This window comes from Mycobacterium sp. (assembly GCF_036273375.1).
GTDB lineage: Bacteria > Actinomycetota > Actinomycetes > Mycobacteriales > Mycobacteriaceae > Mycobacterium.
This window is the reverse complement of the sequence record NZ_DASUHS010000066.1, coordinates 1-22,288: the sequence shown is the minus strand read 5'-3', so window position 1 is coordinate 22,288 and position 22,288 is coordinate 1. Positions and strand designations below refer to the sequence as shown.

At 68.4% G+C, this 22,288-nt stretch carries 22 protein-coding genes and 1 tRNA gene; 2 read left to right on the top strand and 21 right to left on the bottom strand.

Annotated features, from left to right (window positions below):
* Positions 1–623 precede the first annotated feature (623 nt).
* The 7 genes from VFW69_RS06215 to VFW69_RS06185 form a co-directional block, all read right to left on the bottom strand.
* Positions 624–697 (bottom strand) — tRNA-Pro (locus VFW69_RS06215).
* A gap of 177 nt (positions 698–874) precedes the next feature.
* Positions 875–2,275, bottom strand: coding sequence for a ribosome biogenesis GTPase Der (gene der, locus VFW69_RS06210; protein ID WP_526499230.1), 1,401 nt, complete (start codon positions 2,273–2,275; stop codon positions 875–877).
* Positions 2,272–2,958: a (d)CMP kinase gene (gene cmk, locus VFW69_RS06205; protein WP_526499228.1), complete on the bottom strand. Its 687-nt coding sequence runs from the start codon at positions 2,956–2,958 to the stop codon at positions 2,272–2,274. Before cmk ends, der begins: the two co-directional genes overlap by 4 nt.
* 56 nt (positions 2,959–3,014) lie before the next feature.
* The gene (locus VFW69_RS06200) at positions 3,015–3,758 is read right to left on the bottom strand and encodes a pseudouridine synthase (protein ID WP_526499226.1); all 744 of its coding nucleotides are present in this window, start codon (positions 3,756–3,758) and stop codon (positions 3,015–3,017) included.
* The gene (gene scpB / locus VFW69_RS06195) at positions 3,758–4,465 is read right to left on the bottom strand and encodes an SMC-Scp complex subunit ScpB (RefSeq protein WP_526499224.1); all 708 of its coding nucleotides are present in this window, start codon (positions 4,463–4,465) and stop codon (positions 3,758–3,760) included. The genes VFW69_RS06200 and scpB overlap by 1 nt, the downstream gene beginning before the upstream one ends.
* Complete coding sequence (locus tag VFW69_RS06190) at positions 4,466–5,281, bottom strand: segregation/condensation protein A (protein ID WP_526499222.1); 816 nt, start codon at positions 5,279–5,281, stop codon at positions 4,466–4,468.
* The gene (locus VFW69_RS06185; protein WP_066872253.1) at positions 5,278–6,141 is read right to left on the bottom strand and encodes a ParA family protein; all 864 of its coding nucleotides are present in this window, start codon (positions 6,139–6,141) and stop codon (positions 5,278–5,280) included. Before VFW69_RS06185 ends, VFW69_RS06190 begins: the two co-directional genes overlap by 4 nt.
* A 276-nt stretch (positions 6,142–6,417) precedes the next feature.
* Between VFW69_RS06185 and VFW69_RS06180 the strand changes: the two genes are divergently transcribed.
* Positions 6,418–7,173, top strand: coding sequence for an O-methyltransferase (locus VFW69_RS06180; protein WP_526499220.1), 756 nt, complete (start codon positions 6,418–6,420; stop codon positions 7,171–7,173).
* A gap of 27 nt (positions 7,174–7,200) precedes the next feature.
* Here the strand turns inward: VFW69_RS06180 and xerD are convergent, their stop codons facing one another.
* The 14 genes from xerD to VFW69_RS06110 form a co-directional block, all read right to left on the bottom strand.
* On the bottom strand, positions 7,201–8,142 hold the full coding sequence (xerD, locus tag VFW69_RS06175; RefSeq protein ID WP_526499232.1) for a site-specific tyrosine recombinase XerD: 942 nt from the start codon (positions 8,140–8,142) through the stop codon (positions 7,201–7,203).
* Positions 8,139–8,762 carry an NUDIX domain-containing protein gene (locus VFW69_RS06170; RefSeq protein ID WP_526499218.1) on the bottom strand — a complete coding sequence of 208 codons (624 nt, stop codon included), beginning with the start codon at positions 8,760–8,762 and terminating at the stop codon, positions 8,139–8,141. The genes xerD and VFW69_RS06170 overlap by 4 nt, the downstream gene beginning before the upstream one ends.
* Positions 8,755–10,506 (bottom strand): CTP synthase, encoded by a 1,752-nt coding sequence (pyrG, locus tag VFW69_RS06165; RefSeq protein WP_526499216.1) that lies wholly within the window; start codon positions 10,504–10,506, stop codon positions 8,755–8,757. The genes VFW69_RS06170 and pyrG overlap by 8 nt, the downstream gene beginning before the upstream one ends.
* Before the next feature lie 122 nt (positions 10,507–10,628).
* On the bottom strand, positions 10,629–11,573 hold the full coding sequence (locus VFW69_RS06160; RefSeq protein WP_526499214.1) for a copper transporter: 945 nt from the start codon (positions 11,571–11,573) through the stop codon (positions 10,629–10,631).
* Between the two features lie 22 nt (positions 11,574–11,595).
* Positions 11,596–12,777, bottom strand: a complete 1,182-nt coding sequence (gene steA, locus VFW69_RS06155) for a putative cytokinetic ring protein SteA (RefSeq protein ID WP_526499212.1) — start codon at positions 12,775–12,777, stop codon at positions 11,596–11,598.
* A gap of 113 nt (positions 12,778–12,890) precedes the next feature.
* A complete protein-coding gene (gene recN / locus VFW69_RS06150) occupies positions 12,891–14,642 on the bottom strand; it encodes a DNA repair protein RecN (protein WP_526499210.1) in 1,752 nt (583 codons plus the stop codon).
* Positions 14,643–14,667: 25 nt separating this feature from the next.
* Positions 14,668–15,597: an NAD kinase gene (locus VFW69_RS06145; protein ID WP_526499208.1), complete on the bottom strand. Its 930-nt coding sequence runs from the start codon at positions 15,595–15,597 to the stop codon at positions 14,668–14,670.
* Positions 15,594–16,403, bottom strand: coding sequence for a TlyA family RNA methyltransferase (locus VFW69_RS06140; protein WP_526499206.1), 810 nt, complete (start codon positions 16,401–16,403; stop codon positions 15,594–15,596). The genes VFW69_RS06145 and VFW69_RS06140 overlap by 4 nt, the downstream gene beginning before the upstream one ends.
* An 8-nt stretch (positions 16,404–16,411) precedes the next feature.
* Positions 16,412–16,597 (bottom strand): hypothetical protein, encoded by a 186-nt coding sequence (locus VFW69_RS06135; protein ID WP_064885493.1) that lies wholly within the window; start codon positions 16,595–16,597, stop codon positions 16,412–16,414.
* A 23-nt stretch (positions 16,598–16,620) separates the two neighbouring features.
* Positions 16,621–17,652 (bottom strand): HAD-IIA family hydrolase, encoded by a 1,032-nt coding sequence (locus VFW69_RS06130; RefSeq protein WP_526499204.1) that lies wholly within the window; start codon positions 17,650–17,652, stop codon positions 16,621–16,623.
* Positions 17,652–18,452, bottom strand: coding sequence for a tetratricopeptide repeat protein (locus VFW69_RS06125; protein WP_526499202.1), 801 nt, complete (start codon positions 18,450–18,452; stop codon positions 17,652–17,654). The genes VFW69_RS06130 and VFW69_RS06125 overlap by 1 nt, the downstream gene beginning before the upstream one ends.
* Positions 18,453–18,480: 28 nt before the next feature.
* Entirely contained in the window at positions 18,481–18,843 is a 363-nt protein-coding gene (locus VFW69_RS06120; RefSeq protein ID WP_526499200.1) for a DUF732 domain-containing protein, read from the bottom strand.
* Positions 18,844–18,942: 99 nt separating this feature from the next.
* The gene (tyrS, locus tag VFW69_RS06115; RefSeq protein WP_526499198.1) at positions 18,943–20,214 is read right to left on the bottom strand and encodes a tyrosine--tRNA ligase; all 1,272 of its coding nucleotides are present in this window, start codon (positions 20,212–20,214) and stop codon (positions 18,943–18,945) included.
* A gap of 33 nt (positions 20,215–20,247) precedes the next feature.
* Positions 20,248–20,892: a DNA-3-methyladenine glycosylase gene (locus VFW69_RS06110; protein WP_526499196.1), complete on the bottom strand. Its 645-nt coding sequence runs from the start codon at positions 20,890–20,892 to the stop codon at positions 20,248–20,250.
* 109 nt (positions 20,893–21,001) lie between these two features.
* On the opposite strand from VFW69_RS06110, the gene VFW69_RS06105 reads away from it, so the two are divergent.
* Positions 21,002–22,279 carry an ammonium transporter gene (locus tag VFW69_RS06105; RefSeq protein WP_526499194.1) on the top strand — a complete coding sequence of 426 codons (1,278 nt, stop codon included), beginning with the start codon at positions 21,002–21,004 and terminating at the stop codon, positions 22,277–22,279.
* The last annotated feature ends 9 nt before the right edge of the window (positions 22,280–22,288 follow it).

The window sequence follows — 22,288 nt, the reverse complement described above, 5'->3', positions numbered from 1 at the left end:
CCCCTGCCCAAGCCTTTGGGTTATCCACGGCCGACGCAGCGACCATTCGCGGTCCAGCGCTGTGGCTGGAACCCATCGCAATCTTCCGCTGACGAGCTAGACCAAGCGATACCAGTCACATGAATCCGGCAGATCACCTTGTGCACACCACCGACAGACAGGCCGGTGTGCGCGCCAATCTGCCTGTACGGCAACCCGTCAAGGAACAGCGCGTATACCAGCTCGTCACGCTCGCGACTCGCCCCCCTGTCAGCCGCACACGGTGGATGCTATCGACAGCCCGGTGGAGATGTCGCACAGGCGCGGCGCAGGTCAATCATCAGACAGCGCAACGACTCTGGCGTGTTCACTTTCACCGTGAACGCGGCCCCTTCGTTCACCGCCCAGCGCCCTCGACCCAAAGCCTTCCCCACCAGGCCATTCCCGGCCGGAATCGGGCAAATCAGGGGGCCGACTTTTTGTTCACAATGTCGCGGGGGGCTAAGTCACCTGCCTAGCGGGACCGGCTTGGCCCCACCTCGATCTCTATTGGATGGGGCATGGGGTCTGGGCTGGCCGGGACAGCCCCGGCGTCGGGACAGCCCCCGACTGGCCGATGCGGTCGCAAACCGCCTCTGACCTCGTCGGGCTGACAGGATTTGAACCTGCGACCACTTGACCCCCAGTCAAGTGCGCTACCAAACTGCGCCACAGCCCGCGCGCCGATGCTTGCATCGGCAGCAGGTCGAAAGCCTACCGTAAATGGTCGGCCGGCCCGCCAAGCGACCTTCGCTGCACCGTGGCCCGCATGTCGTGTCGGGTGTTCCCGCTCGGCGGGCGGCAGGCGACCATGAGGTTAATCCAGACAATTGGAGAGGTCGAGGCGCCACCGCGCTCAGCGCCGCCGAGCGCCCCGCTTTTCGCGCACCCGCACGTTGATCCGGATCGGCGATCCCTCGAACCCGAAGGTCTCGCGCAGCCGGCGCTCCAAAAAACGCCGATACCCGGCCTCCAGAAAACCAGTAGTGAACAGCACGAGCGTCGGGGGCCGAGCGGTCGCCTGGGTGGCGAACAGGATGCGAGGTTGCTTGCCCCCACGCACCGGAGGCGGCGTGGCCGCCACCACTTCTTTGAGCCACGAATTCAGTGGGCCGGTCGGAATCCGGGCATCCCATGACGCCAGCGCGGTCTCCATCGCGGGCACCAGCTTCTGCAACGCCCGCCCGGTCTTGGCGGAGATGTTGACCCGCGGCGCCCACCGCAACTGCACAAGTTCGCGGTCGATCTCGCGCTCCAGCAGCTCGCGGCGGTCTTCGTCCACCAGGTCCCACTTGTTGAAAGCCAGCACCAGGGCCCGCCCGGCCTCGATGACCATCGACAGCACCCGCTGATCTTGTTCGGTGAGCGGATCCGACCCATCGATCAGCACGATCACCACCTCGGCCGCGTCGATGGCCGAGTGCGTGCGAACCGAGGCGTAGAACTCGTGTCCGCTGGCCTGGCCGACCTTGCGCCGTAAGCCAGCGGTGTCGACGAACCGCCACACCTTGTCGCGCAGTTCGATCAGCGAGTCCACGGGATCCACCGTCGTTCCGGCGACATCGTGCACCACCGAGCGCTGATCGCCCGCCAACTTGTTCAGCAGGGAGCTCTTGCCCACGTTGGGCTTGCCGACCAGCGCGACGCGGCGCGGGCCGTCGGAGGTGGGAGCCACCTCGGACACTTCGGGCAGCGCGGCAAGTACCTCGTCGAGCAGATCGGCCACTCCGCGGCCGTGTATGGCGCTGACGGCGTGGGGCTCACCGAGCCCCAGCGACCACAGCATCGCCGCGTCCGCCTCGGCCTTGTCGCTGTCAACCTTGTTGGCCGCCAAGAAGACTGGCTTGCCGGACCGCAGCAGGATCCGTGCGGCGGCCTCGTCGGCCGCGGTGGCGCCGACGACGGCGTCGACCACCAGGATCACCGCATCGGCGGTGCGCATGGCCACCGACGCTTGTTCGGCCACCAGTTGCTGCAGCCCCTTGGCGTCGGGTTCCCATCCCCCGGTGTCTTGCACGATGAACCGGCGGCCGGTCCACAGCGCGTCGTAGGACACCCGGTCGCGGGTGACGCCCGGGACGTCCTGCACCACCGCTTCTCTCCGGCCCAGGATCCGATTGACCAGCGTCGACTTGCCGACATTGGGCCGGCCGACCACCGCCACCACGGGCGCCGGGCCGGCCTCCTCCTGTTCGTCCAGGCCGAATTCGGGGGAATTCCAGTCGCTTTCGTCGCTCCACGTGCCGTCTTGACTCACCGCACCGCTCCGCTTCGCTGCTTGACCAGGTCGCGCAGGTGCGAAATAACCTGGGCCTCGGTCATCTCGCTGGTGTCGACGACCACCGCGTCCGGGGCCGCCCGAAGCGGTGACACCGCCCGGTTGGAATCCAGATGGTCGCGGCGGCGGACGTCCGCCAGCACCGACTCGTAGTCGTCGGCCAGTCCGGTCGCCACGTTCTGTTCGTTGCGCCGCCGTGCCCGCGTTTCGGCCGACGCGGTCAGGAAGATCTTCACGGGTGCATCGGGCAGGACGACGGTGCCGATGTCCCGGCCCTCGACAACCACACTGCCCGGGCCCCGGGCCATTTCGCGCTGCATGTCGACCAGCAAGGTACGGACGGCGGGCACCGCGGACACCGCCGACACCGAGCCGGTGACCCGGTCACCGCGGATCTCTGTCGAGACATCTTCTCCGCAAAGAAAATAACGGTCCCCATCGGGGTGAGAATCCACCGACATCTGCACTGTTTCCGCCGTTTGTGCGACGGCGTCTGCGTCGGCCGGGTCGATATCGGCCCGCAGCACGGCTAGCGTCACGATCCGGTACATGCCGCCGGTGTCCAGGTAGCGGGCCCCCAGTGCTTGGGCCAATCTCTTTGACACCGAAGACTTTCCGGTGCCCGCCGGGCCGTCGATGGCCACCACCACGTCGCCGCTCACAGGATGATGGTTCGCTGCACTCCCGTCGCTCGCTGCGCTCGTTCCGCTCGTTCCGCTCACAGGCCCACCGCTTTGTACAGCTGACCGACCTCGTGATGAGCCAACGCACGGATGGTGCCCGGCCGCTGCTTTCCCAGCGCGACCGGCCCAATGTCGGTGCGCACCAACGACTCCACCGGTAATCCGACGGCCGCCAGCAGCCGGCGCACAATGCGATTGCGCCCCTCGTGCAGCGTCACCCGCACCAGCGTCTGACCCGGAATGGCGTCCACCACCGCGAACTCGTCGAGTTTGGTCACTCCGTCGTCCAACTCGATGCCGGCACGCAGCTTCTTGCCGAGCCCGCGCGGCACCGAACCGGTCACCGTCGCCAAATACGTCTTGGGCACCTCGTGGGAAGGGTGCATCAGTCGGTGCGCCAGCTCGCCATCGTTGGTCAGCAGGATCAGCCCTTCGGTGTCGGCGTCCAACCGCCCGACATGAAACAGGTTCTTGTTGCCGCGGACCTTGCGCTCAATCAGATCGCCGATGCACGGTCGCCCGCGGTCGTCGGACATGGTCGAGTGCACACCGCGCGGCTTGTTCAGGGCGAGGTACACCTGCGAGTCGTCGAGCACCACCCGGGCACCGTCGACGCGGATCACCGACGAGTCCGGGTCGACGCGAGTGCCCAGTTCGGTCACCACGTGCCCATCAACCTCGACGCGGCCGTCGATGATCAACTTCTCGGCGGCCCGCCGCGACGCAATTCCGGCTTGGGACAACACTTTTTGCAGCCGGATCCCCTGAGCTTCTTCCATCAATCCTGGTCCACGTCGAACGTCAGCGCCTGCTCGGGCGATTGACCGCCGGAAAGTTTGATGAAACGTGGCTCGCTGTCCAGGGATTCGCTGAGGTCCTCGATCGTGTCGACGTCGGGAAGCAGCGGCGCGATATCCGGAAGGTCGGCCAGCGAGGTCAGCCCCAGGCGCTCCAAGAATAGGTCGGTGGTGGCGAACGTCACCGCGCCGGTGTCCTCGTCGACGCCCGCTTCGGTGATCAGGCCGCGCGCCAGCAGCGTGCGCATCACGGCGTCGACGTTGACGCCGCGCACCGCGCTCACCCGCGCGCGGGTCACGGGCTGGCGGTAGGCGACCACCGCCAGTGTCTCCAGCGCGGCGCGGGTGAGCTTGGATCGCGCTCCGTCCAGCAGCAGCTTCTCGACATAGGGCGCGAACCGGGCGCGGGTGTACATCCGCCAGCCCTCGCTGTTTTTCCGCAGGTCGATGCCGCTGTCGCGTTCGGTGAGTTGCTCGGCCATCTCCTGCAACTTGGTGGCGATCCGGTACACCGGTTGCTGGGTGGCCGACGCCAGCGCCTCCGTGGTGACCGGGGTGTCCACCACCAGCAGCAGCGCCTCGAGCACCGAGGCGAGTTCCTCGGACTCCATGGGCGCGACTTCGGCGATGTCCGGGATGCCCGCGTCGAGATCTGCTTCGAGATCGACGTCCGGCATATCTTCAGTCACCTATTCGTCCCGCACTTCTACCAAGGCTTCACTGGCCGGACATTCCCCGGTCCACGAGATTTGGAGCACGCCAAGCGGCTCTGACTGGTCGAATGCTACCGCCCGGGACCGATACAGTTCGAGCAGCGCCAAGAAGCGCCCGACCACCTCCATCGATGCCTCACAGTCGGCGACCAGTTCGGAGAACGTGGCCCACGCGCCGCTGCCCCGCGCTTGAAGGATGGCCAGCAACTTCTTGCCCTGCTCGGGAACCGAGACCTGGACCTGGTGCAGGTGCCCGACCGACACCGTCGGGACGGGCCGCGGGCTGAATGCGATCGCGGCGATCTGGGCGAAGCGTTCGGCATCGACGCCGATCATCACCTCGGGCAGCAGTTCGGTGAACCGGTCTTCCAGCGACACCGAGCGCGGATAACTGCGCAGCGCCGCGGCCTCGAGTTCGGCGAACATCTCGGCGACGTGCTTGTACGCGCGATACTGCAGCAGCCGGGCGAACAACAGGTCGCGCACCTCGAGCAGCGCGAGGTCTTCGTCGTCGTCGACCCGTCCGGCGGGAAGCAACCGGGCCGCTTTCAAGTCCAGCAGGGTCGCGGCGACCACCAGGAAGGCCGTGGTCTCCTCCAGCTCCAGCTGCGGTCCGATTTCGCGGGTGTAGGCGATGAAGTCGTCGGTGACCTGGTGCAGCGCCACCTCGGTCACGTCGAGGCGATGGGCGAAGATCAGCTGCAGCAGCAGGTCGAACGGGCCCTCGAAATTGGTCAGGCGGACCTGGAAGCCGTTCTGCTGTGGCGCCTCACCGGTTTCGGTCGCGTTCACGCGCCGAATCGGTCGATGAACTCGCGGGCCAGCGCGCGATACGCGATTGCCCCGGTGGATCGCGGGGCCCACGTGGTGATGGGTTCACCGGCGACGCTGGTCTCCGGGAACCGGACGGTCCGGGTGATCACGGTGTCGAACACCAGGTCACCGAACCGCTCCACCACCCGGGCCATCACCTCGCGGGAGTTGACCGTGCGGGGGTCGTACCGGGTGAGCAGGATCCCGCTGATCTCGAGCTTCGGGTTGAGCCGGTCGCGCACCTTGTCGACGGTGTCGGTCAGCAGCGCCAGGCCGCGCAGCGAGAAGTACTCGCACTCGGTAGGGATCACCACGCCATCCGCACAGGCCAGGCCGTTGACGGTGAGCAAACCCAGCGACGGCTGGCAGTCGATCAGCACGTAGTCGTAGCGATCCAGCACCGGGTGCAGCGCACGGCCCAGCGTCTGCTCGCGTCCCACCTCGTTGACCAGCTGGATCTCGGCGGCCGACAGGTCGATGTTGCTGGGCACCAGATCCATGTGCTTGACCCGGGTCTGCAGCAACACGTCGTCGATCGACACCCGCGGCTCGACCAGCACGTTGTGGATGGTCTTGTCCAGCTCGTAATGCGGGACGCCCAGCCCGGCGGACAGCGCGCCCTGCGGATCCATGTCCACTAGCAGCACCCGACGGCCGTATTCGGCGAGCGCGGCACCCAGATTGATGGTGGACGTTGTCTTCCCGACGCCACCCTTTTGATTGCACATGGCGACGACTTTGGCCGGGCCGTGCGAGGTGCGCGGCTGTGGCTCCGGGATCGCCCGCGGCGGCCGCCCGGTCAGACCGAGCTCGACGCCGTTGTCCGGCTGCTCGGTCATGGCGGGGGTGTTCGGGAGGTGAACATCGTCGGAAAGTCTATCGGGTTCATCGCGCGAAACTCGGCGACCCGCAGGCAATTAACCAGCAAATATGGGCAAAAATCCTTGGTAGAACGCACATCCCGACAGCCTATTAACTTCAGTCACAGCAGCACCAATTTCCGGGGACGATGCGGCTTCGAAACGCGCTGGCGCGGGCGCTATCGCTTTTGCGAATCCAATCATCACCGCCACGGGCCGAAAGGGGGACCAGCCCCTCGGCCTATCGTGACGTCTATGAACCTCAAGCGGCGGATACCTCTACTGCGTTGGTCGGTCTGGCGCATGGCCGCCGGCGCGCAGAACATCACCACCACCGGGCAAATCGGTGACGGGCGCGAAGCGGCCGCGGTCGAGTACGTCCTGCAGAACTCGCAAGCCGGCGACATCGATGACGTGCTGGCCACCATCGACAAGTTCGCCTACGAAAAATCCCTGCTGATCAACGTCGGCGACGAAAAAGGGCTCCTGCTCGACGCCGCCGTGCGGCGCGCCGATCCGGCGCGAGCGCTCGAACTGGGCACCTACTGCGGTTACGGCGCGTTGCGCATCGCCCGGGCCGCGCCGAGGGCCAAGGTGTTCTCGGTCGAACTCGCCGAGGCCAACGCCACCAACGCCCGACAGATCTGGGCGCACGCCGGCGTCGCCGACCGGGTGACGTGTGTGGTCGGCGTCATCGGCGACGGCGGGCGTACCCTCGATGCGCTGGCCAGCGAGCATGGGTTTGCCGCCGGCACAGTGGATTTCGTGTTCCTCGATCACGATAAGGACGCCTACTTGGACGACCTTAACAGCATCCTGGATCGGGAGTGGTTGCATCCGGGCTCGATCGTGGTCGCCGACAACGTCCGGGTGCCGGGTGCGCCGAAGTACCGCGAGTACATGCGGCGGCAGCAGGGCAAGCTGTTCAACACCGTCGAGCACAAGGCCCACGTCGAGTACCAGACACTGCTCTCCGACCTGGTGCTGGAGTCCGACTACCTCGGCGGCTGAGCAGGCTGAGCCGGCCGGCACAAAAAGCTACTGCGCCCGGGGGTGGGCCCCGGCCCACACTTCGCGCAGCGCGTGCACGGTGACCATGGTGTAGATCTGCGTGGTCGTCACCGAGGCGTGCCCGAGCAGCTCCTGCACCACCCGCACGTCGGCGCCGCCCTCCAGCAGGTGGGTGGCGAAGGAATGCCGCAGCATGTGCGGCGACACCCCCGAGGTGATGCCGGCACGCTCGGCCGCGTCCTGCAGGACCTGCCACGCGCTTTGCCGCGACAACCGCCCCCCGCGCACATTGAGGAAGATGCCCGGCGTTCCGCGCCCGCGGCGCGCCAGCTCCGAACGGCCCCGCACCAGGTATGCGTCCAGGGCGGCGACGGCCGGACGCCCGATCGGCACCAGCCGCTGCTTACCGCCCTTGCCGCGCAACAACACCGACCGGGCATGCGTGTCGACGTCGTCGACGTCGAGGCCGACGGCTTCGGAGATCCGTGCGCCGGTGGAGTACAGGAGTTCCAGCAGCGCCCGGTTACGCAGGGTCAGCGGACCGTCGGCCGGGCTGTCGCCGCCCGCGCCCTCCAGTAGCGCCAGCACCTGGTCGATGGTCAGGCTTTTAGGCAGCCGGCGGCCCGGCGTCGGCGGCCGGACGGCACGCGCCACGTCGAGCTCGGCCAGACCCTCGGCAGCGGCAAACCGATGCAGGCCGCGCACCGCGATCAACGCCCGCGCCGCCGATACCGCGGACAGCGCGACGGCTCCGGTGTCGGGATCGCCGCGGCGCAGCGCCACCAGGAATTCGCTCACATCGTTCTCGCCCACCTTGGCAAGGTCGTGAATTCCACGGTCCGACAGGTGTTTTGTGTAACGGCGCAGATCGCGGCTGTACGAGCTCAGGGTATTCGCGGCGACGCCGCGCTCGATCGTCAGATGGTCGAGGTAGCCCTGCAACTGAGTGTCCAGCGCCACCGTCATCATTGCGCGGCCTTGCGCGCGGCGAACGCCGTCGGCTTGTCCTGCCACGGGCTGTCCACCGGACGCGGCCGCGCGAACCCCGTCGTCGCGGCGTGGGCGGCCAAAATCCCTGCCACGGCAATGGCGTTGACGATTTCACCGCTGAGCACCTTGCGGGCGGCGTCGGCCAGCGAATACCACTCCAACGTCATGTCGGCTTCTTCGTCGTGCGCGGCGGGCCGGTCGACCTGAGCCAGGCCGGTGGCCAGATAGACGCGCACCGACTCGTCGCTGAAGCCCGGTGTGGAATCGAGGTCGACGAGCACCGTCCAGTCCTCGGCCCGCAGCCCCGCCTCCTCCATCAGCTCGCGGGCCGCGGTGAGATGAGCTGCCTCGCCGTGGACATCGAGCAGGCCCGCGGGCAACTCCCACAGCCGCCGACCGAAGGCGTGTCGGTACTGATAGACCATCGGGATATTGCCGTCGTCGTCCATCGCGACCACGGCGACCGCGCCGAAATGTTCGACGATCTCCCGGGTCACGACCTTGCCGGCGGGCATCCGCACCCGGTCGCTGCGCAACGCGAAAATCTTTCCGGTGTACAGCGTTTCAGACGACTCCGTCTCGAAGACGTGGTCAGCCACGGGCCGCGGGCTCGGGTATCGGCCGCGCAGCGCTGTCCCGGTGCTGGATGCCGTTCGATGACTGCTCCGGGATTTCCACCGGCAGCTGCTCGCCCGCCTTGTAGTCGATGGCCGCGCGCACGAACGCGACGAACAGGGGGTGCGGACGGGTGGGCCGGCTCTTCAGCTCCGGATGCGCCTGGGTGCCGACGATGAACGGGTGCACGTCCGGCGGGTACTCGACGAATTCCACCAGGTGGCCGTCCGGAGATGTGCCGGAGAACTTCAGGCCGCTCTCCGCGATCTTGTCGCGGTAGGCGTTGTTGACCTCATAGCGGTGCCGGTGGCGCTCGGACACCTGTGTGGCGCCATATGCCTGGGCCACAATCGATTCCGGTTCCAGCACCGCGGGGTAGGCGCCCAGCCGCATGGTGCCGCCCAGGTCGGCTTCGCCGGCGACGATGTCCACCTGGTCGGCCATCGTGGAGATGACGGGATCCGGCGTCTCGGGGTCGAACTCCGCCGAGTTGGCCTGGGCCAGACCGGCGAAGCGGGCGGCCTCGATTACGATGCATTGGAGGCCGAGACACAGGCCCAGCACCGGCAGCCCACGGCTGCGCGCGTACCTGACGGCGCCGATCTTGCCCTCGATGCCGCGGATGCCGAACCCGCCCGGGATCAGCACCCCATGAACGTCATCGAGTGCCGCCCCCGCGCCCGCCGTGGTCTCGCAGTCGTCGGAGGGCACCCACTGCATCTCCACCTTGGCGTGGTGCTTGAACCCGCCGGCGCGCAGCGCCTCGGTAACCGACAGATAGGCGTCGGAAAGCTCAACATACTTGCCCACCAAGGCGATTCGCACGATCTCGTGCGGCTCGTGCACCCTACGCAGCAGGTCGTCCCATTCGGTCCAGTCGACATCCCGGAACGGCAGGTTGAGCCGGCGCACCACATAGGCGTCGAGTTCCTCGCGGTGCAGCACCTTGGGAATGTCATAGATCGACGGCGCGTCCGGGGTGGAGATGACGCCGTCGATGTCGACGTCACACATCAGCGCGATCTTGTTCTTCAGCGCTTCGGGAACGTCGCGGTCGCAGCGCAGGATCAGCGCGTCGGGGGTGATACCGATGCTGCGCAGCGCGGCCACCGAGTGCTGGGTGGGTTTGGTCTTGAGTTCACCCGACGGCGCCAGGTAGGGCACCAGCGAGACGTGCAGGAAGAAGACGTTCTCACGGCCCAAGTCGTGACGCACCTGACGCGCCGCCTCTAAGAAGGGCTGCGACTCGATGTCGCCGACGGTCCCACCGATCTCGGTGATGACCACGTCGGGACGGTTGCCCTGGGCGTCGGGCTGGGCCATCGACATGATGCGCCCTTTGATCTCGTCGGTGATGTGCGGAATCACCTGGACGGTGTCGCCGAGGTATTCGCCGCGCCGCTCCTTGGCGATGACAGTTGAATAGACCTGCCCCGTAGTGACATTCGCCGAGCCGGACAGGTCGCGGTCCAGGAATCGTTCGTAATGACCGACGTCGAGGTCGGTCTCGGCGCCGTCCTCGGTGACGAAGACCTCGCCGTGCTGGAACGGGTTCATGGTGCCCGGATCGACGTTGAGGTATGGATCGAGTTTCTGCATCGTCACGTGCAACCCGCGGGCCGTCAGTAGCTGACCGAGGCTGCTGGCGGTCAACCCCTTACCCAACGAGGAAGCGACTCCCCCGCTGACGAAGAGGTGCTTGGTGGCGGATTGCGGGTGCTTTCGCACAGGCGACCTCCGTGAAGACGGGCAGGGCGTGAAAATTGTTCTAGCGAATAACTAGATGGGCCTGCCGACCCACGGAAACCCACCCTAACATCCACCGCGCTGTGCCGCGGCTAACACGCCCGCTACTGAGGCACCGTGATTGACGCCGCCCCGTGCCCGGTGCCGTACTGCCCGGCGTGGCCGCCGCCCAGCAGGTCGTGCAGGCCCAGGACCGCGGTGATGCGGCCCGGCGCGGCGTCGACGTCGTCGACGGTGGTGATCGCCGAGTTCATCCCGGCGTCGGCGCGGGTCACGGCCACGGCGGCGCCCCCGGTTGCCGAACCGTCGCGCCCGGCGAGCAGGGTGCCCGAGCCGTGCGGGGCCAACGCGGCCGAGAATCGGGCCACGCTGACGCCCTTGTTGCCGGCGTCCTGGGGCAGCGAGCCGCCCGTCACGACCAGCGCGGCGTTGGCGGCGCCCATGTGATCGGTGGCCTGATAGGTGATGAAGCCCGTGTCGCGCAGCGCCGCAAGCACGGTGTTGCGCTGGATGTCATCCACCGCAGGCGCTGCCGGGTTCGCGTTGGCCAGCAGGGCGATGCCCATCAGGTCGCCCGCCTGCGAACCCTGGTCGACGAGCTTGGTGCTCAGCTGCTGGCCCGCGGGCAGCACCGAGGAGTTCACCACCGTCTGCAGCTTCTCAGCCGAGTTGGCCTCGACGAATTCCTGCGTCAGCGACACCGTCCCGGTCACCGTCCCGCCGGCCTGGCCGATGAACTTCGACACCGCGGCCACGTCGTCGTCCTTGGCGTCCGGGGTGCGGAATACCACCACGGACTTGCCGCCCAACGCATCGTGCACTATCCGTCCGACCAGTTGGGTGTCGAAATTGTTTGCCGCGCTGAGCTTTTCGTTCAGCACATTCTTCTGGTCGTTCAGCCCGCTGATCTGGGTGTTCAGGTCGCGCTTTTCGTCGCGCAGGCTGGACAACAAGGTGTCCGACAGGAAGCCGGAGCCCAGCACGACTCCCACGGCCAGCGCCAGGAAGACAGCGGCCAGCGACAGGGCATGTTGACGCAACGAGATCATTTAACGAACCGTCCCAGCGAAACTATGTGACCCACTTCTGCACCGTCAGGTAGAAGTGGTTCCAGTAGTCGGTGACCCAATGCAGCACCACACCGTCGGTGCGCGACACCCACAGCGCGACGATGACGGCGATCAGCATGGTCAGCGCCAACAGCGCGATGGCACCCGCCGAGATGTGGTTGCGGTACAGGGTGGCCACGGCCCTGGCGTCCACCACCTTCTCGCCCACCCGTAGCCGGGTCAGGAAGGTGGAGGGGTTGCTGTGCGCGCGGGTGCGGTCGAAGAACGTCTCGATGTTGGCGGTGTGGCCGGCCGTCACCAGCAGCGCGGCCCCGTGGTGATCGGCCAGCAGCAGGGCCAGGTCGATCGCCGAGCCCGCGGCCGGGAACGTCATCGCCCCGACGCCGAGATCCTGGATGCGTTCCAGCCCGGGCGCGTGACCGTCGGCGTCGGCGGGCAACACGACCTGGGCACCGCACTTGAGCGCGTCGGTACTGATCTGGTCGGGGTCACCGACGATGACCTGGGGGCGGTAGCCGGCCTTGCGCAAGGCGTCCGCGCCGGTGCCGACACCGATCAGCGCCGGCTGATACTCCTTGATGAACGGCTTGAGGGACTTCAGGTCGTCCTCGGCGCTGGGCTCGTCGGCGACGATCACCACGTGCCGGCGGCGCAGGTCGACGTCGACGTCGGGGATGCCGATGCCATCGATGAGCAGCGGGCTCTCGCTCTTGATGAACTCGATTGTGTTGCCGGCGAACGCCTCCAGGTGTGCGGACAGCCCGCTCTTGGCCTCGCGCATCAAATCGGCGATGTCGTGGTCCGTGCGCTCGGTCCCGCGGACCAGCCTGCGATCACCGGCGTACACCCCGCCCTCGTGCAGGCGGATCTTGGAGCCGTCCTTGACCTTCCTGAAGATGTCGGGTCCGGCCTCGTCGATCAGCGTCACCCCGTTGTTGACCAGCACCTCCGGCCCCATGTTCGGGTAGCGGCCCGACACCGACGGAGACGCGTTGACCACCGCGGCGATGTCAGCCTCCACCAGCGCGTCCGCCGTGATGCGGTCCAGATCCAGGACGTCGAGCACCACGATGTCACCGGGGCAGACCCGACGCAGCAGTCGGTCGATGTTCCGGTCAACGCGGGCGGTGCCGACGAGGCCCGGCCGGGCGGGGTTGCGGGAAAGCAGGCCTGACATCTTCATGGGGGCGATTCTGTCCGTGAAGCGTCGGCGAGGACGGGAGGCGCGCCGTAACATCAGCCTCAGAAGTTATCTAGAGTCCCATTAGTCACATCTGTATTAAGTGTTCCCGACGGTTAGATCTCATCGTTCTGCGCCGCATCGAGCAGTTCACGGGCGTGCGCGCGGCCGCTGTCGGATTCGCCCAGCCCGGCGAGCATCCGCGCGAGCTCGGCAACACGCTCGTCGTCAGCGACCCGCCGCACCACGCTGGTCCCCTTGGGCCCGGCTCCATGCACCACCAGGTGCACGTCGGCGTACGCCGCGACCTGCGGCAGGTGCGTGACCACAATGACCTGGTGGGTGCGCGCCAACCGCGCCAGTCGCCGCCCGATCTGCACGGCCGCCCGGCCACCCACGCCGGCGTCGACCTCGTCGAACACCATCGTCGTGCCCGCCGCCGAGGCGGCCAGCACCACTTCCAGCGCCAGCATCACCCGGGACAGCTCGCCCCCGGATGCGCTCTTCGCCAACGGCAGCTGGTCCATCCCGCGGTGCGCCGCGAAGCCGAACTCCACCTGGTCGACGCCGTCGGCGCCGGCGCGGGCCAGCTCGCCCGAGGGCAGCACGAGCGCGGCGGCGTCCTCGGCGGCCGCGGCGACATCGACGGTGACGTCGATGCTGAACTGGGCGTCGGCCATCGCCAGCCCGGACAGCTCGGCGGTGACCTCCTTGGCGAGCCGCTTGGCGGCCTTGCGCCGGATGTTGCTCAGATCGACCGCGGCCTGGGCCAATTCACCCGCGAGGCCGCCGACCCGCGCCGCAAGCGCGGCCAACCCCTCCTCGGAGACGTCGAGTTGGGCCAGCCGCTCCCTCGACTCCCGGGCCCAGGCGAGCACGCCGTCGATATCCGCGGCGTACTTACGTGTCAGCGTGCGCAGTTCGGCCTGCCGGGCCAGTTTGGATTCCAGCGCGCTCGCATCGGCTGGCAGCTCCTCGAGGAAGCCGCCCAGCTCACCGGCCGCGTCGACGACCACCGTCAGCACCTCGTCGAGCTGGCCGGCCAACGCCACCAGCTTCGCGTCGTCCGTCGATTCCAGTGCGGCCCTTGCCTTTCCCAGACTGTGGGTCGCGCTGAATCCGGATCCGTCGGCCTCATCCGAGGACAGGGCCGCGCGGGCCCCGGCGGCGGCTTCGCGCAGGGTGTCCAGTTCGGAGAGCCGCAGGATCTCTGCGACCAGGGCATCGTCCTCGCCGGGTTGTGGGTCCACGGCATCGATCTCGTTCAGGGCGAAGTTCAGCCGGTCGGCCTCCAGCGCGAGCTCGCGCATCCGGTTGCGGCGGTCGAGCAGGTCGCGCCGCGCCGACAGCCAGGCGTCGCGCAGTTTGCAGTAGCGCTCCAGCGCGGGGCCGGCCTTCGCGAACCGGTCCAGCGCACCGCACTGCTCCTCGGGTCGCATGAGCCGCAGCTGGTCGTTCTGCCCGTGCAGGGTCAGCAGCCCGGCGGTGAAGTCGCCCAGCGACTTCGCGGGCACGCTGCGGCCGCCGAGGTAGGCCCGCGACGGTCCGTCACGGCTGACCGAGCGCAGCGCGATCACGCTGCCGTCCTCGTCGCGTTCGGCGCCCGACGCGTCCAGCACCTCGTCGAGCTTCACGATCACGGCTTCGTCGAGATCCGTTGTGGTGAAACGGCCTTCGACGATCGCCCGATCCGCCCCGGACCGCACCCGGGTCGCGTCCGCGCGGGCACCGCCGAGCAAATGCAGGCCGGTCACCACCATGGTCTTGCCGGTACCGGTCTCGCCGGTCAGTACGGTCAGGCCGCGGTCGAACTCCCCGACCGCGGCGCTGATGGCACCGAGCGACTCGATGCGAATTTCGGTCAGCATTCCGTCAGCACCTGTGTTAGGGCAGTCAGTTTCCGCGCCACCCGGTCACCGGCAAGCGGAATTTGCGCACCAACCGGTCGGTGAAGGGGGCGCTGTCCAGCCGGGCCCATTTCACCGGTGTGTCGCAACGCTTTACCTCCAGCCGGCTGCCGGCCGGGACCAACATTTCGCGGCGGCCGTCGCAGAACACCAGGGCGTCATGCCCGTCCGCCTCGATCTCGATCGCGATGGTGGCGTCCGGGCTGGTGACCATGGGGCGGCTGAACAGTGCGTGAGCGTTGTTGGGTACCACCAGGATTGCCTCGAGGTCCGGCCACAACACCGGTCCGCCTGCGGAGAACGCATAGGCGGTGGACCCGGTGGGCGTCGACACCAGGACCCCGTCGCAGCCGAACGCCGACACCGGGCGACCGTCGATCTCGAGGACCACGCCGAGCACGCCCAGCCGGGGACCCTTTTCCAGGCTGACCTCGTTGAGTGCCCAGCCGTGCACCGAGACGTCGCCGCCGTGACGCACCATCACGTCGAGCGTCAAGCGGTTCTCCACCCGATAATCCTGCGCGACAACATGATCCAGCACCCGATCGATGGCCTCCGCCTCGGCCTCGGCCAGGAAGCCGATGCGGCCCAGGTTCATGCCCAGCACCGGAATGTTGGCGTTGCGGGCCAATTCGGCGGCCCGCAGGAACGTGCCGTCGCCGCCCAACGCCAACACCAGTTCGCAGCCCTCGGCGGCCTGCGGGTCGGCGTTGACCACCTCGATTTCGATGCCCAGTGCGCGCATGTCGTCGGGGGCCAGGTGCAGCGGCCCCTTGTCGACCGCCTCGGCGGACAGCACACTAAGCTCGATTCCGTTGTCGCCCAAGACCTTCTGCACGCGTCGCGCGGTCTCGGTGGCCTCGTCGCGGCCGGTGTGGACCACCATCAAGACGGTGCGGGGAGCGTCTTCGTTCACTGTGGCCCGCTTTCCACCGCGCGCCGCACCGCCGTCACCAGGTCGTCGCCGCCGAGCGGCCGATCTGTCTGGGCGCGCAGCCGCAGAAAGTACTCGACGTTGCCCGACGGCCCCGGCAGCGGGCTGGCGGTGGCGTCGACGGTGTACCAGCCCAACTCGGCCGCGCGACCGGCGACCGCCAGCACGGCGTCGGCGCGCAGGCCGGAGTCGTGCACCACACCCCCGGCACCGACCAGGCCCCTGCCCACTTCAAACTGCGGCTTCACCATGGGAACGATATCCGCGTTGGGTGCGGCGCATCCAGCCAGCGCCGGCAATACCGTGGATAGCGAGATGAACGACAGGTCGGCCACGACGAGGTCGACCGGGCCGCCGATCGCCTCGGGCGTCAGGTCGCGAACGTTGGTCCGTTCGACGACGACCACCCGCGCGTCGCTGCGCAGCGACCAGGCCAGCTGGCCGTATCCCACGTCGACGGCAACCACTTCGGTGGCCCCGCGGTCCAGCAGGACTTCGGTGAAGCCACCCGTCGACGCGCCGGCATCCAGGCAGCGACGGCCCGCGACCGAAATCTGAAAGGCGTCCAGCGCCCCGATGAGTTTGTGCGCTCCGCGCGACACCCAGCCGCGCTCGCCGTCCTCGGCGACGGTGAGGGCCGCGGTGACGGCGACGGCGGTGCCCGGCTTGCGCGCCGGCATCCCATCGATGCAGACCTTCCCGGCGCCGATCAACTCCGCGGCCTGCTGGCGGGACCGGGCCAGCCCGCGCCGGACCAGCTCGGCGTCAACGCGGGCGCGTCGAGACATCCGCGCACTCAGCCCTTCTCCGCCGACTCCAGCGCGGCCAGCAGCACGTCGTGCGCCTCGGACAGGCGGCGTGCTATTTCTTCGAGCTCGTCGAGCGACGGCACCTTCTCGGGGTCTTCGCCGTCCCCGGGCTGGGGCAGCCGCGCGAGCAGGGCGTCGATTTCAGCGCGAATCTCATCGGGATCGATAGTCATCGCGTTCCTACGCTAGTCACCCGTCAGTCGGTGTGCACTAAAGACCAGCGTTGCAGCGCGGCGCGCGCCCGGTCGTCGGCGGCCTCGATGCGCACGTCGCCGGAGTCGGAGCGCGCAGCGCCGTACACCGCGGCGGCGACCGCGCGAACAATCGACAGGCCATCCCCGTCGTCCGATCCGTCGGCGCTGACGGTGATCGCCGTGTCCGCGACGTCGATCCGCCAGCCCGGCTGCGGCCCGACGGCCAGCTGCTCGCCGTCGGTATGCAGTGAGCGCAGGTCGTGGCCGATAAATGTGGGGCGCTGGGCGGGTTGGGCGAATACCGCATCCCGCGCGGAATTGACCCCGGTGAGCACCATGAGGCTGGGCAGCTCGGCGGCGTTGGCGCCCTCGATGTCGGTGTCGAGTCGGTCGCCGATCACCAAGGGGGCGCGAAAGTCGCCGCGCGCCGCGGCATCCCGCAGCAGTCCGGGCGCCGGCTTGCCCGCGACCCGAGGCTCGCCGCCGGTGGCCGCCCGCAGGGCGGCCACCAACGATCCGTTGCCGGGCAGCAGCCCGCGTTCGGTGGGCAGCGTCAGGTCGACGTTGGACGCCACCCACAGCGCGCCGGCCCGAATGGCCAGCGCCGCCTCGGCCAGATCCGGCCACCCGATGGTCTGGGACAGACCCTGCACGACGGCGGCCGGGTCGTCGTCGTAGCTGCGCACCGCCCGCAGTCCGACGGCCCTGATCTCGTCGGCCAGGGCCTCGGTGCCCACGATCAGCACCGGTGAGTCCGGCGGCACCTGGTCCGCCAGCAGCCGCGCCGCACTTTGCGCGCTGGTGGCGACGTCGTCGGCGACGGCGGTGAAGCCCAGGTCGGTCAGGTGCGCGGCGACCTCGTCGGCGCTGCGCGAGGCGTTGTTGGTGACGAAGTACGCGCGGCTGCGCACCTCGGCCAGCGTCTGCACCGCGCCCTCGGTGGGCTGACGGCCGCGAAACATCGTGCCGTCCAGATCTATCAGCAGGCAGTCATATTGCTCCGCAAGGGTTTTGGTGTGATTCGGCCCCGTCATCAGCCGAGTTCACTGACCCGATCTTCGGCGTCGGTGACGCCGTCGACGTCTGCGGCCGCGGAGTGCAGGAACCATTGCAGCGCCTCGTCGCCACGGCCGAGCGCCAGCAGGGCGTCCGCGTACGCGTAGAACAGCCGCGCGGCCGTCGTACCGGTGCGGGCCGGGTCCAGTTGCGGCGTGGACAAGATGGTGAGCGCCTGTTCGAGCTGGCCGAGATCCGCGCGCGCCCCGGCCGCGACGATGCGCAACTCGTCGGCGTCGTCACCGCTGAGTTCGGCGGCCTCGGGGCCGCGCGCGAGTTCGATCGCCCGCTCCGGACGGCCAAGTCCGCGTTCGCAATCGGCGATCAGGGCCAGCAACGGAGACTTGCTGCCCATCCTGCGGGCGGCGCGTAATTCCGCGAGCGCCTGCGACCAGTCGCCGCAGTGGTAGGCGGCGATGCCGACCGCTTCCCGAATGGTGGCGAGCCGGCTGGACCGGGCGCGCGCCGCCCGGGCGTGACGCAAGGCGGCCTCCGGGTCTTCGTCGAGCAGCTCGCCCGCGGCCACCAGGTGGCGCGCCACGGCATCGGCCGTGGCGCGGTCCAGCGTGCTCAGCTCGCGGCGGATGTCGGGCGCCAGCTGCTTGGCTTCCACGCCGGGCGGTATCGGCGGCCCGTCCTGCGGCGCTCGATCGGCCTGGGCATCCCGGCGCTCGGCGCCCTGCGGCTGGGCCGGCCGCGCGCGGCCCGGACCCGACCACCCGTTGGATGCCGGCCGCCCCCGCCGTTCGTCGCGGTGCCTTTGCCTGTCGTCGACCACGCAGCCGAGAATACGGGCAGCCCGGCGCCTAGCTTCGCAGCCGGTTACCCAGCAGCGGCGCGAACACCGCCGGACAGTAGGTCGCGATCGCGACGATGGTGAACCGGCCCGCCATCTCGTACGACATCCCGTTGCCCTCGGCCAACTTGGAGGTCACCTCGTCGAACGACCCGCCGGGCCCGAACAGCATCGGGCACACCGACTGCCCCATCGCCGTGGTGCCGGTCGGCTGGGTATAAGAAATCCCGGCATTCGTCAGCGCCGACAGGAAGGCATTGCCCACCATGTCGGCGCGGATCGGCGCCGACAGCGCCGCGGCCAGCGCCACCAGGCCGGTGATCACCCCCAGAATGGGCAGGACGGTCAACCGCACACGCGTCGCGAAAAGCACCGTGACAACAGTTGTCCCCGAGGGTCACGTCAACGACACGGTGAGGTAAAGATCTGTGCACACACGCGTTTCGCGGCGGCCCGTCCGCCCCCGGTCCCGCTAGACCTTTTCGACCCCGGCGACGGTGCGCTTGCCGCGGCGCAGCACCAGCCATTTGCCGTGCAGGAAGTCCGACGGCTGCGGCGCCCATTCCTCGCTGTCGATGCGCAGGTTGTTGACCGAGACGCCGCCCTCACCGATGGTGCGGCGCGCGGCCTTCTTGCTCTCGGACAGGCCGCTGGCGACTAAGAGGTCGACGATCCCGTCAGGTCCACCGGGCTTGAGCTCGGCGACCGAGGTCTCACGCAGCGCCGCGGCAAGGGTGGCCTCGTCCAGGCGGTCCAGTTCGCCCTGCCCGAACAGCGCCCGGCTGGCGTGCTCGACGGCGTCTGTGGCCGCCTCGCCGTGCACCAGCACGGTCAGTTCGCGCGCCAGCCGCCGTTGGGCGGCGCGTTGCTGCGGACGCTCGGCCGTGGCCTGCTCCAGCTCGCCGAGCTCGTCGGCCGTCAAGAAGGTGAACCAGCGCAGGTACCGGACCACGTCGGCGTCGGCGGTGTTGAAGAAGTATTGGTACCAGGCGTACGGCGTGGTCAGCGCCGGGTCCAGCCACAAGCTGCCGCCCCCGGTGGACTTGCCGAACTTGCTGCCGTCGGCGGCGGTCACCAGCGGCACCGTCAGCCCGTGGACCGAGGCGCTGCGCTGCTGGCGCACCAACCGGACGCCGGCGATGATGTTGCCCCACTGATCGGAGCCGCCGATCTGCAGGGTGCAGCCGTAGCGCCGGTGCAACTCGACGTAGTCGTTGGCCTGCAACAGCATGTAGCTGAACTCGGTGTAGGAGATGCCATCGCCCTCGAGACGCCGCCGGACGGTGTCGCGGTCCAGCATGACGTTGACCGAGAAGTGCTTGCCGACGTCCCGCAGAAACTCGATCGCCGACATGGGGCTGGTCCAGTCCAGGTTGTTGACGACGACGGCGCCTGTCGGTGACTCGTCGAAGTCGACGAAGCGTCGCAGCTGCCCGCCGATCCGCTCGGTCCAAACAGCGACGGTGTCCGCCTCGTTGAGGGTGCGCTCGCCGATGTCGCGTGGATCGCCGATCATGCCGGTGGCCCCCCCGGCGAGCACGATCGGGCGATGGCCGGCGCGCTGGAACCGGCGCAATGCCAGCAGGGGCACCAGGTGTCCGGCGTGCAGGCTCGGCGCGGTGGGGTCGAAGCCGGCGTACACCGTCATCGGTCCGCGCCGGGCTTCGGCGGTCAGCGCATCGAGGTCGGTGGACTGCGCGATCAGGCCGCGCCAGCCCAACTCGTCGATGATCATGTCGCCCATGATCCAAGATCCTTCCACCCGAGCTCGGTTCGGCTAGTCGCTGGCGCCCGGGGCCGCCGCGCGAGGACTGCGGCGATACGCCGAAACCTCCGGGCGGCCGGGAAGCCACAGCCGCCACGGCCGGTCGGCCGCCTGGCTGACGCCGACCCGCGGGCCGGACGTCGCAGTCAGCGGCTCGTGCAGTTCGAGGGTCACCGGACTGTTGCGCGCAAAGAGGTCAATGCCGTTGTCGTCCATAGTGATTCCCATAGCAGAGCATAAATTGCCCGGACCGCGCGCCAGGGCGGCGGTGTGCACCAACTCGCCGCGGCGGGCACGCGCGATGTCGGTGCCGTCCTCGATGGCCGCTGCGCGCAGCAAGACCGCGGCGGCGGTGCCGTCGGGCCCGCAGGAGACGTTGGCGCAGACGTGGATGCCGTGGCTGCGGTAGGTGTAGAGCCGCCCGGGGGGCCCGAACATCACGAAGTTGCGCGCGCGCAGGCCCTTGTACGAGTGCGCGGCGGCGTCGGGCCAGGGACCGTCGGGGACTCCCCCATAGGCCTCGACCTCGACGACTATCCCGCCCACACCCCGCGCGGTGAGGGTGGCGCCCAATAACCGGCGCGCACCCTCGACGGGGTCGACTAACAGCTGGGCCGCAGCCGGGCCTTCGCGAAATCGCCCTCGAGCCTCGACCACATCAGATCCTGAATCCTCGTTTCTTCAACCCAACGAACCTACCGGCGGGCCAAACGTGGCAGTATCCCGGTGTCCCGTGACCCCAGGGCCGCGAGAAGGAGCCCACCTGATGCATGCGATCGATCCCGCCGCCACGGCGTGGCTGCTGGCCAGCACCGCGCTGGTTTTGCTGATGACCCCCGGCCTGGCGATCTTCTACGGTGGCATGGTCCGCACCACCGGTGTGCTCAACATGATGATGATGAGCTTCATCTCCATACCGCTGGTGACGGTGGCGTGGCTGCTGATTGGCTACACCATCGCGTTCTCCGAGGATGGGTTCAGCGGACTCGTCGGCAACCTCAGGCATTTCGGGATGCTCGGCATCACCCCCGACACCGTCCACGGCACCGTCCCCGAACTGCTGTATGCCACCTTCCAGTTGACGTTCGCGATCATCACGGCCGCCCTGGTCAGCGGCGCGATCGCCGACCGCGCCAAGTTCACCGCCTGGATGGTCTTCGTCCCGATGTGGACGATCGCCGTGTATTCGATTGTCGCGCACTGGGTCTGGGGGCCCGGCGGGTGGCTGGCCAAGCTGGGCGTCCTCGACTACGCGGGCGGACTCGTCGTGGAGATCGTCTCTGGGTCTTCTGCGCTGGCGCTGGCGCTGGTGCTCGGGCCGCGAATCGGGTTCAAGAAGGACGCGATGCGGCCGCACAATCTGCCTTTGCTGTTCGTCGGTGTCGGGCTGCTGTGGTTCGGCTGGTTCGGCTTCAACGCCGGTTCCGCCTTGGCCGCCAACGGAACCGCCGCGGCCATCTTCCTCAACACGCTGGTCGCCGGGTGCCTGGGCATGCTCGGCTGGCTCTCGGTCGAACAGGTCCGCGACGGCCGGCCCACCACGTTCGGTGCGGCATCGGGTGTGGTCGCCGGCTTGGTCGCCATCACCCCGTCCTGCGGGACGGTCAACACGCTCGGCGCGACGGTCGTCGGGCTGGCGGCGGGCATCGTGTGCGCGTTCGCGGTGGGCGCGAAACTGCGCTTCAACTATGACGATTCGCTCGACGTGGTCGGCGTGCACTTCGTCGGTGGCGTGGTCGGGGTGTCGCTGATCGGTCTGTTCGCGACGGCGGTGATGACCGCGGGCCCGCAGGGCCTGTTCTACGGGGGCGGCTTCGGCCAGCTGGGTAAGCAGGTCCTGGCGATCGGGGTCGTCACGCTCTACGCGTTCGCCATGACGTTCGTGTTGGGGAAGGTCATCGACCGGCTGATGGGTTTCCGGGTCAGCGCCGAGGACGAGACCACCGGTGTCGACCTCACGCAGCACGCCGAAACCGCCTACGCCGAGGGCGTGCACGGTCATCTGCCGCAGCGCCGCCCGGCCACTGGCGAACGCTTCAACTAGGCGTTCGGC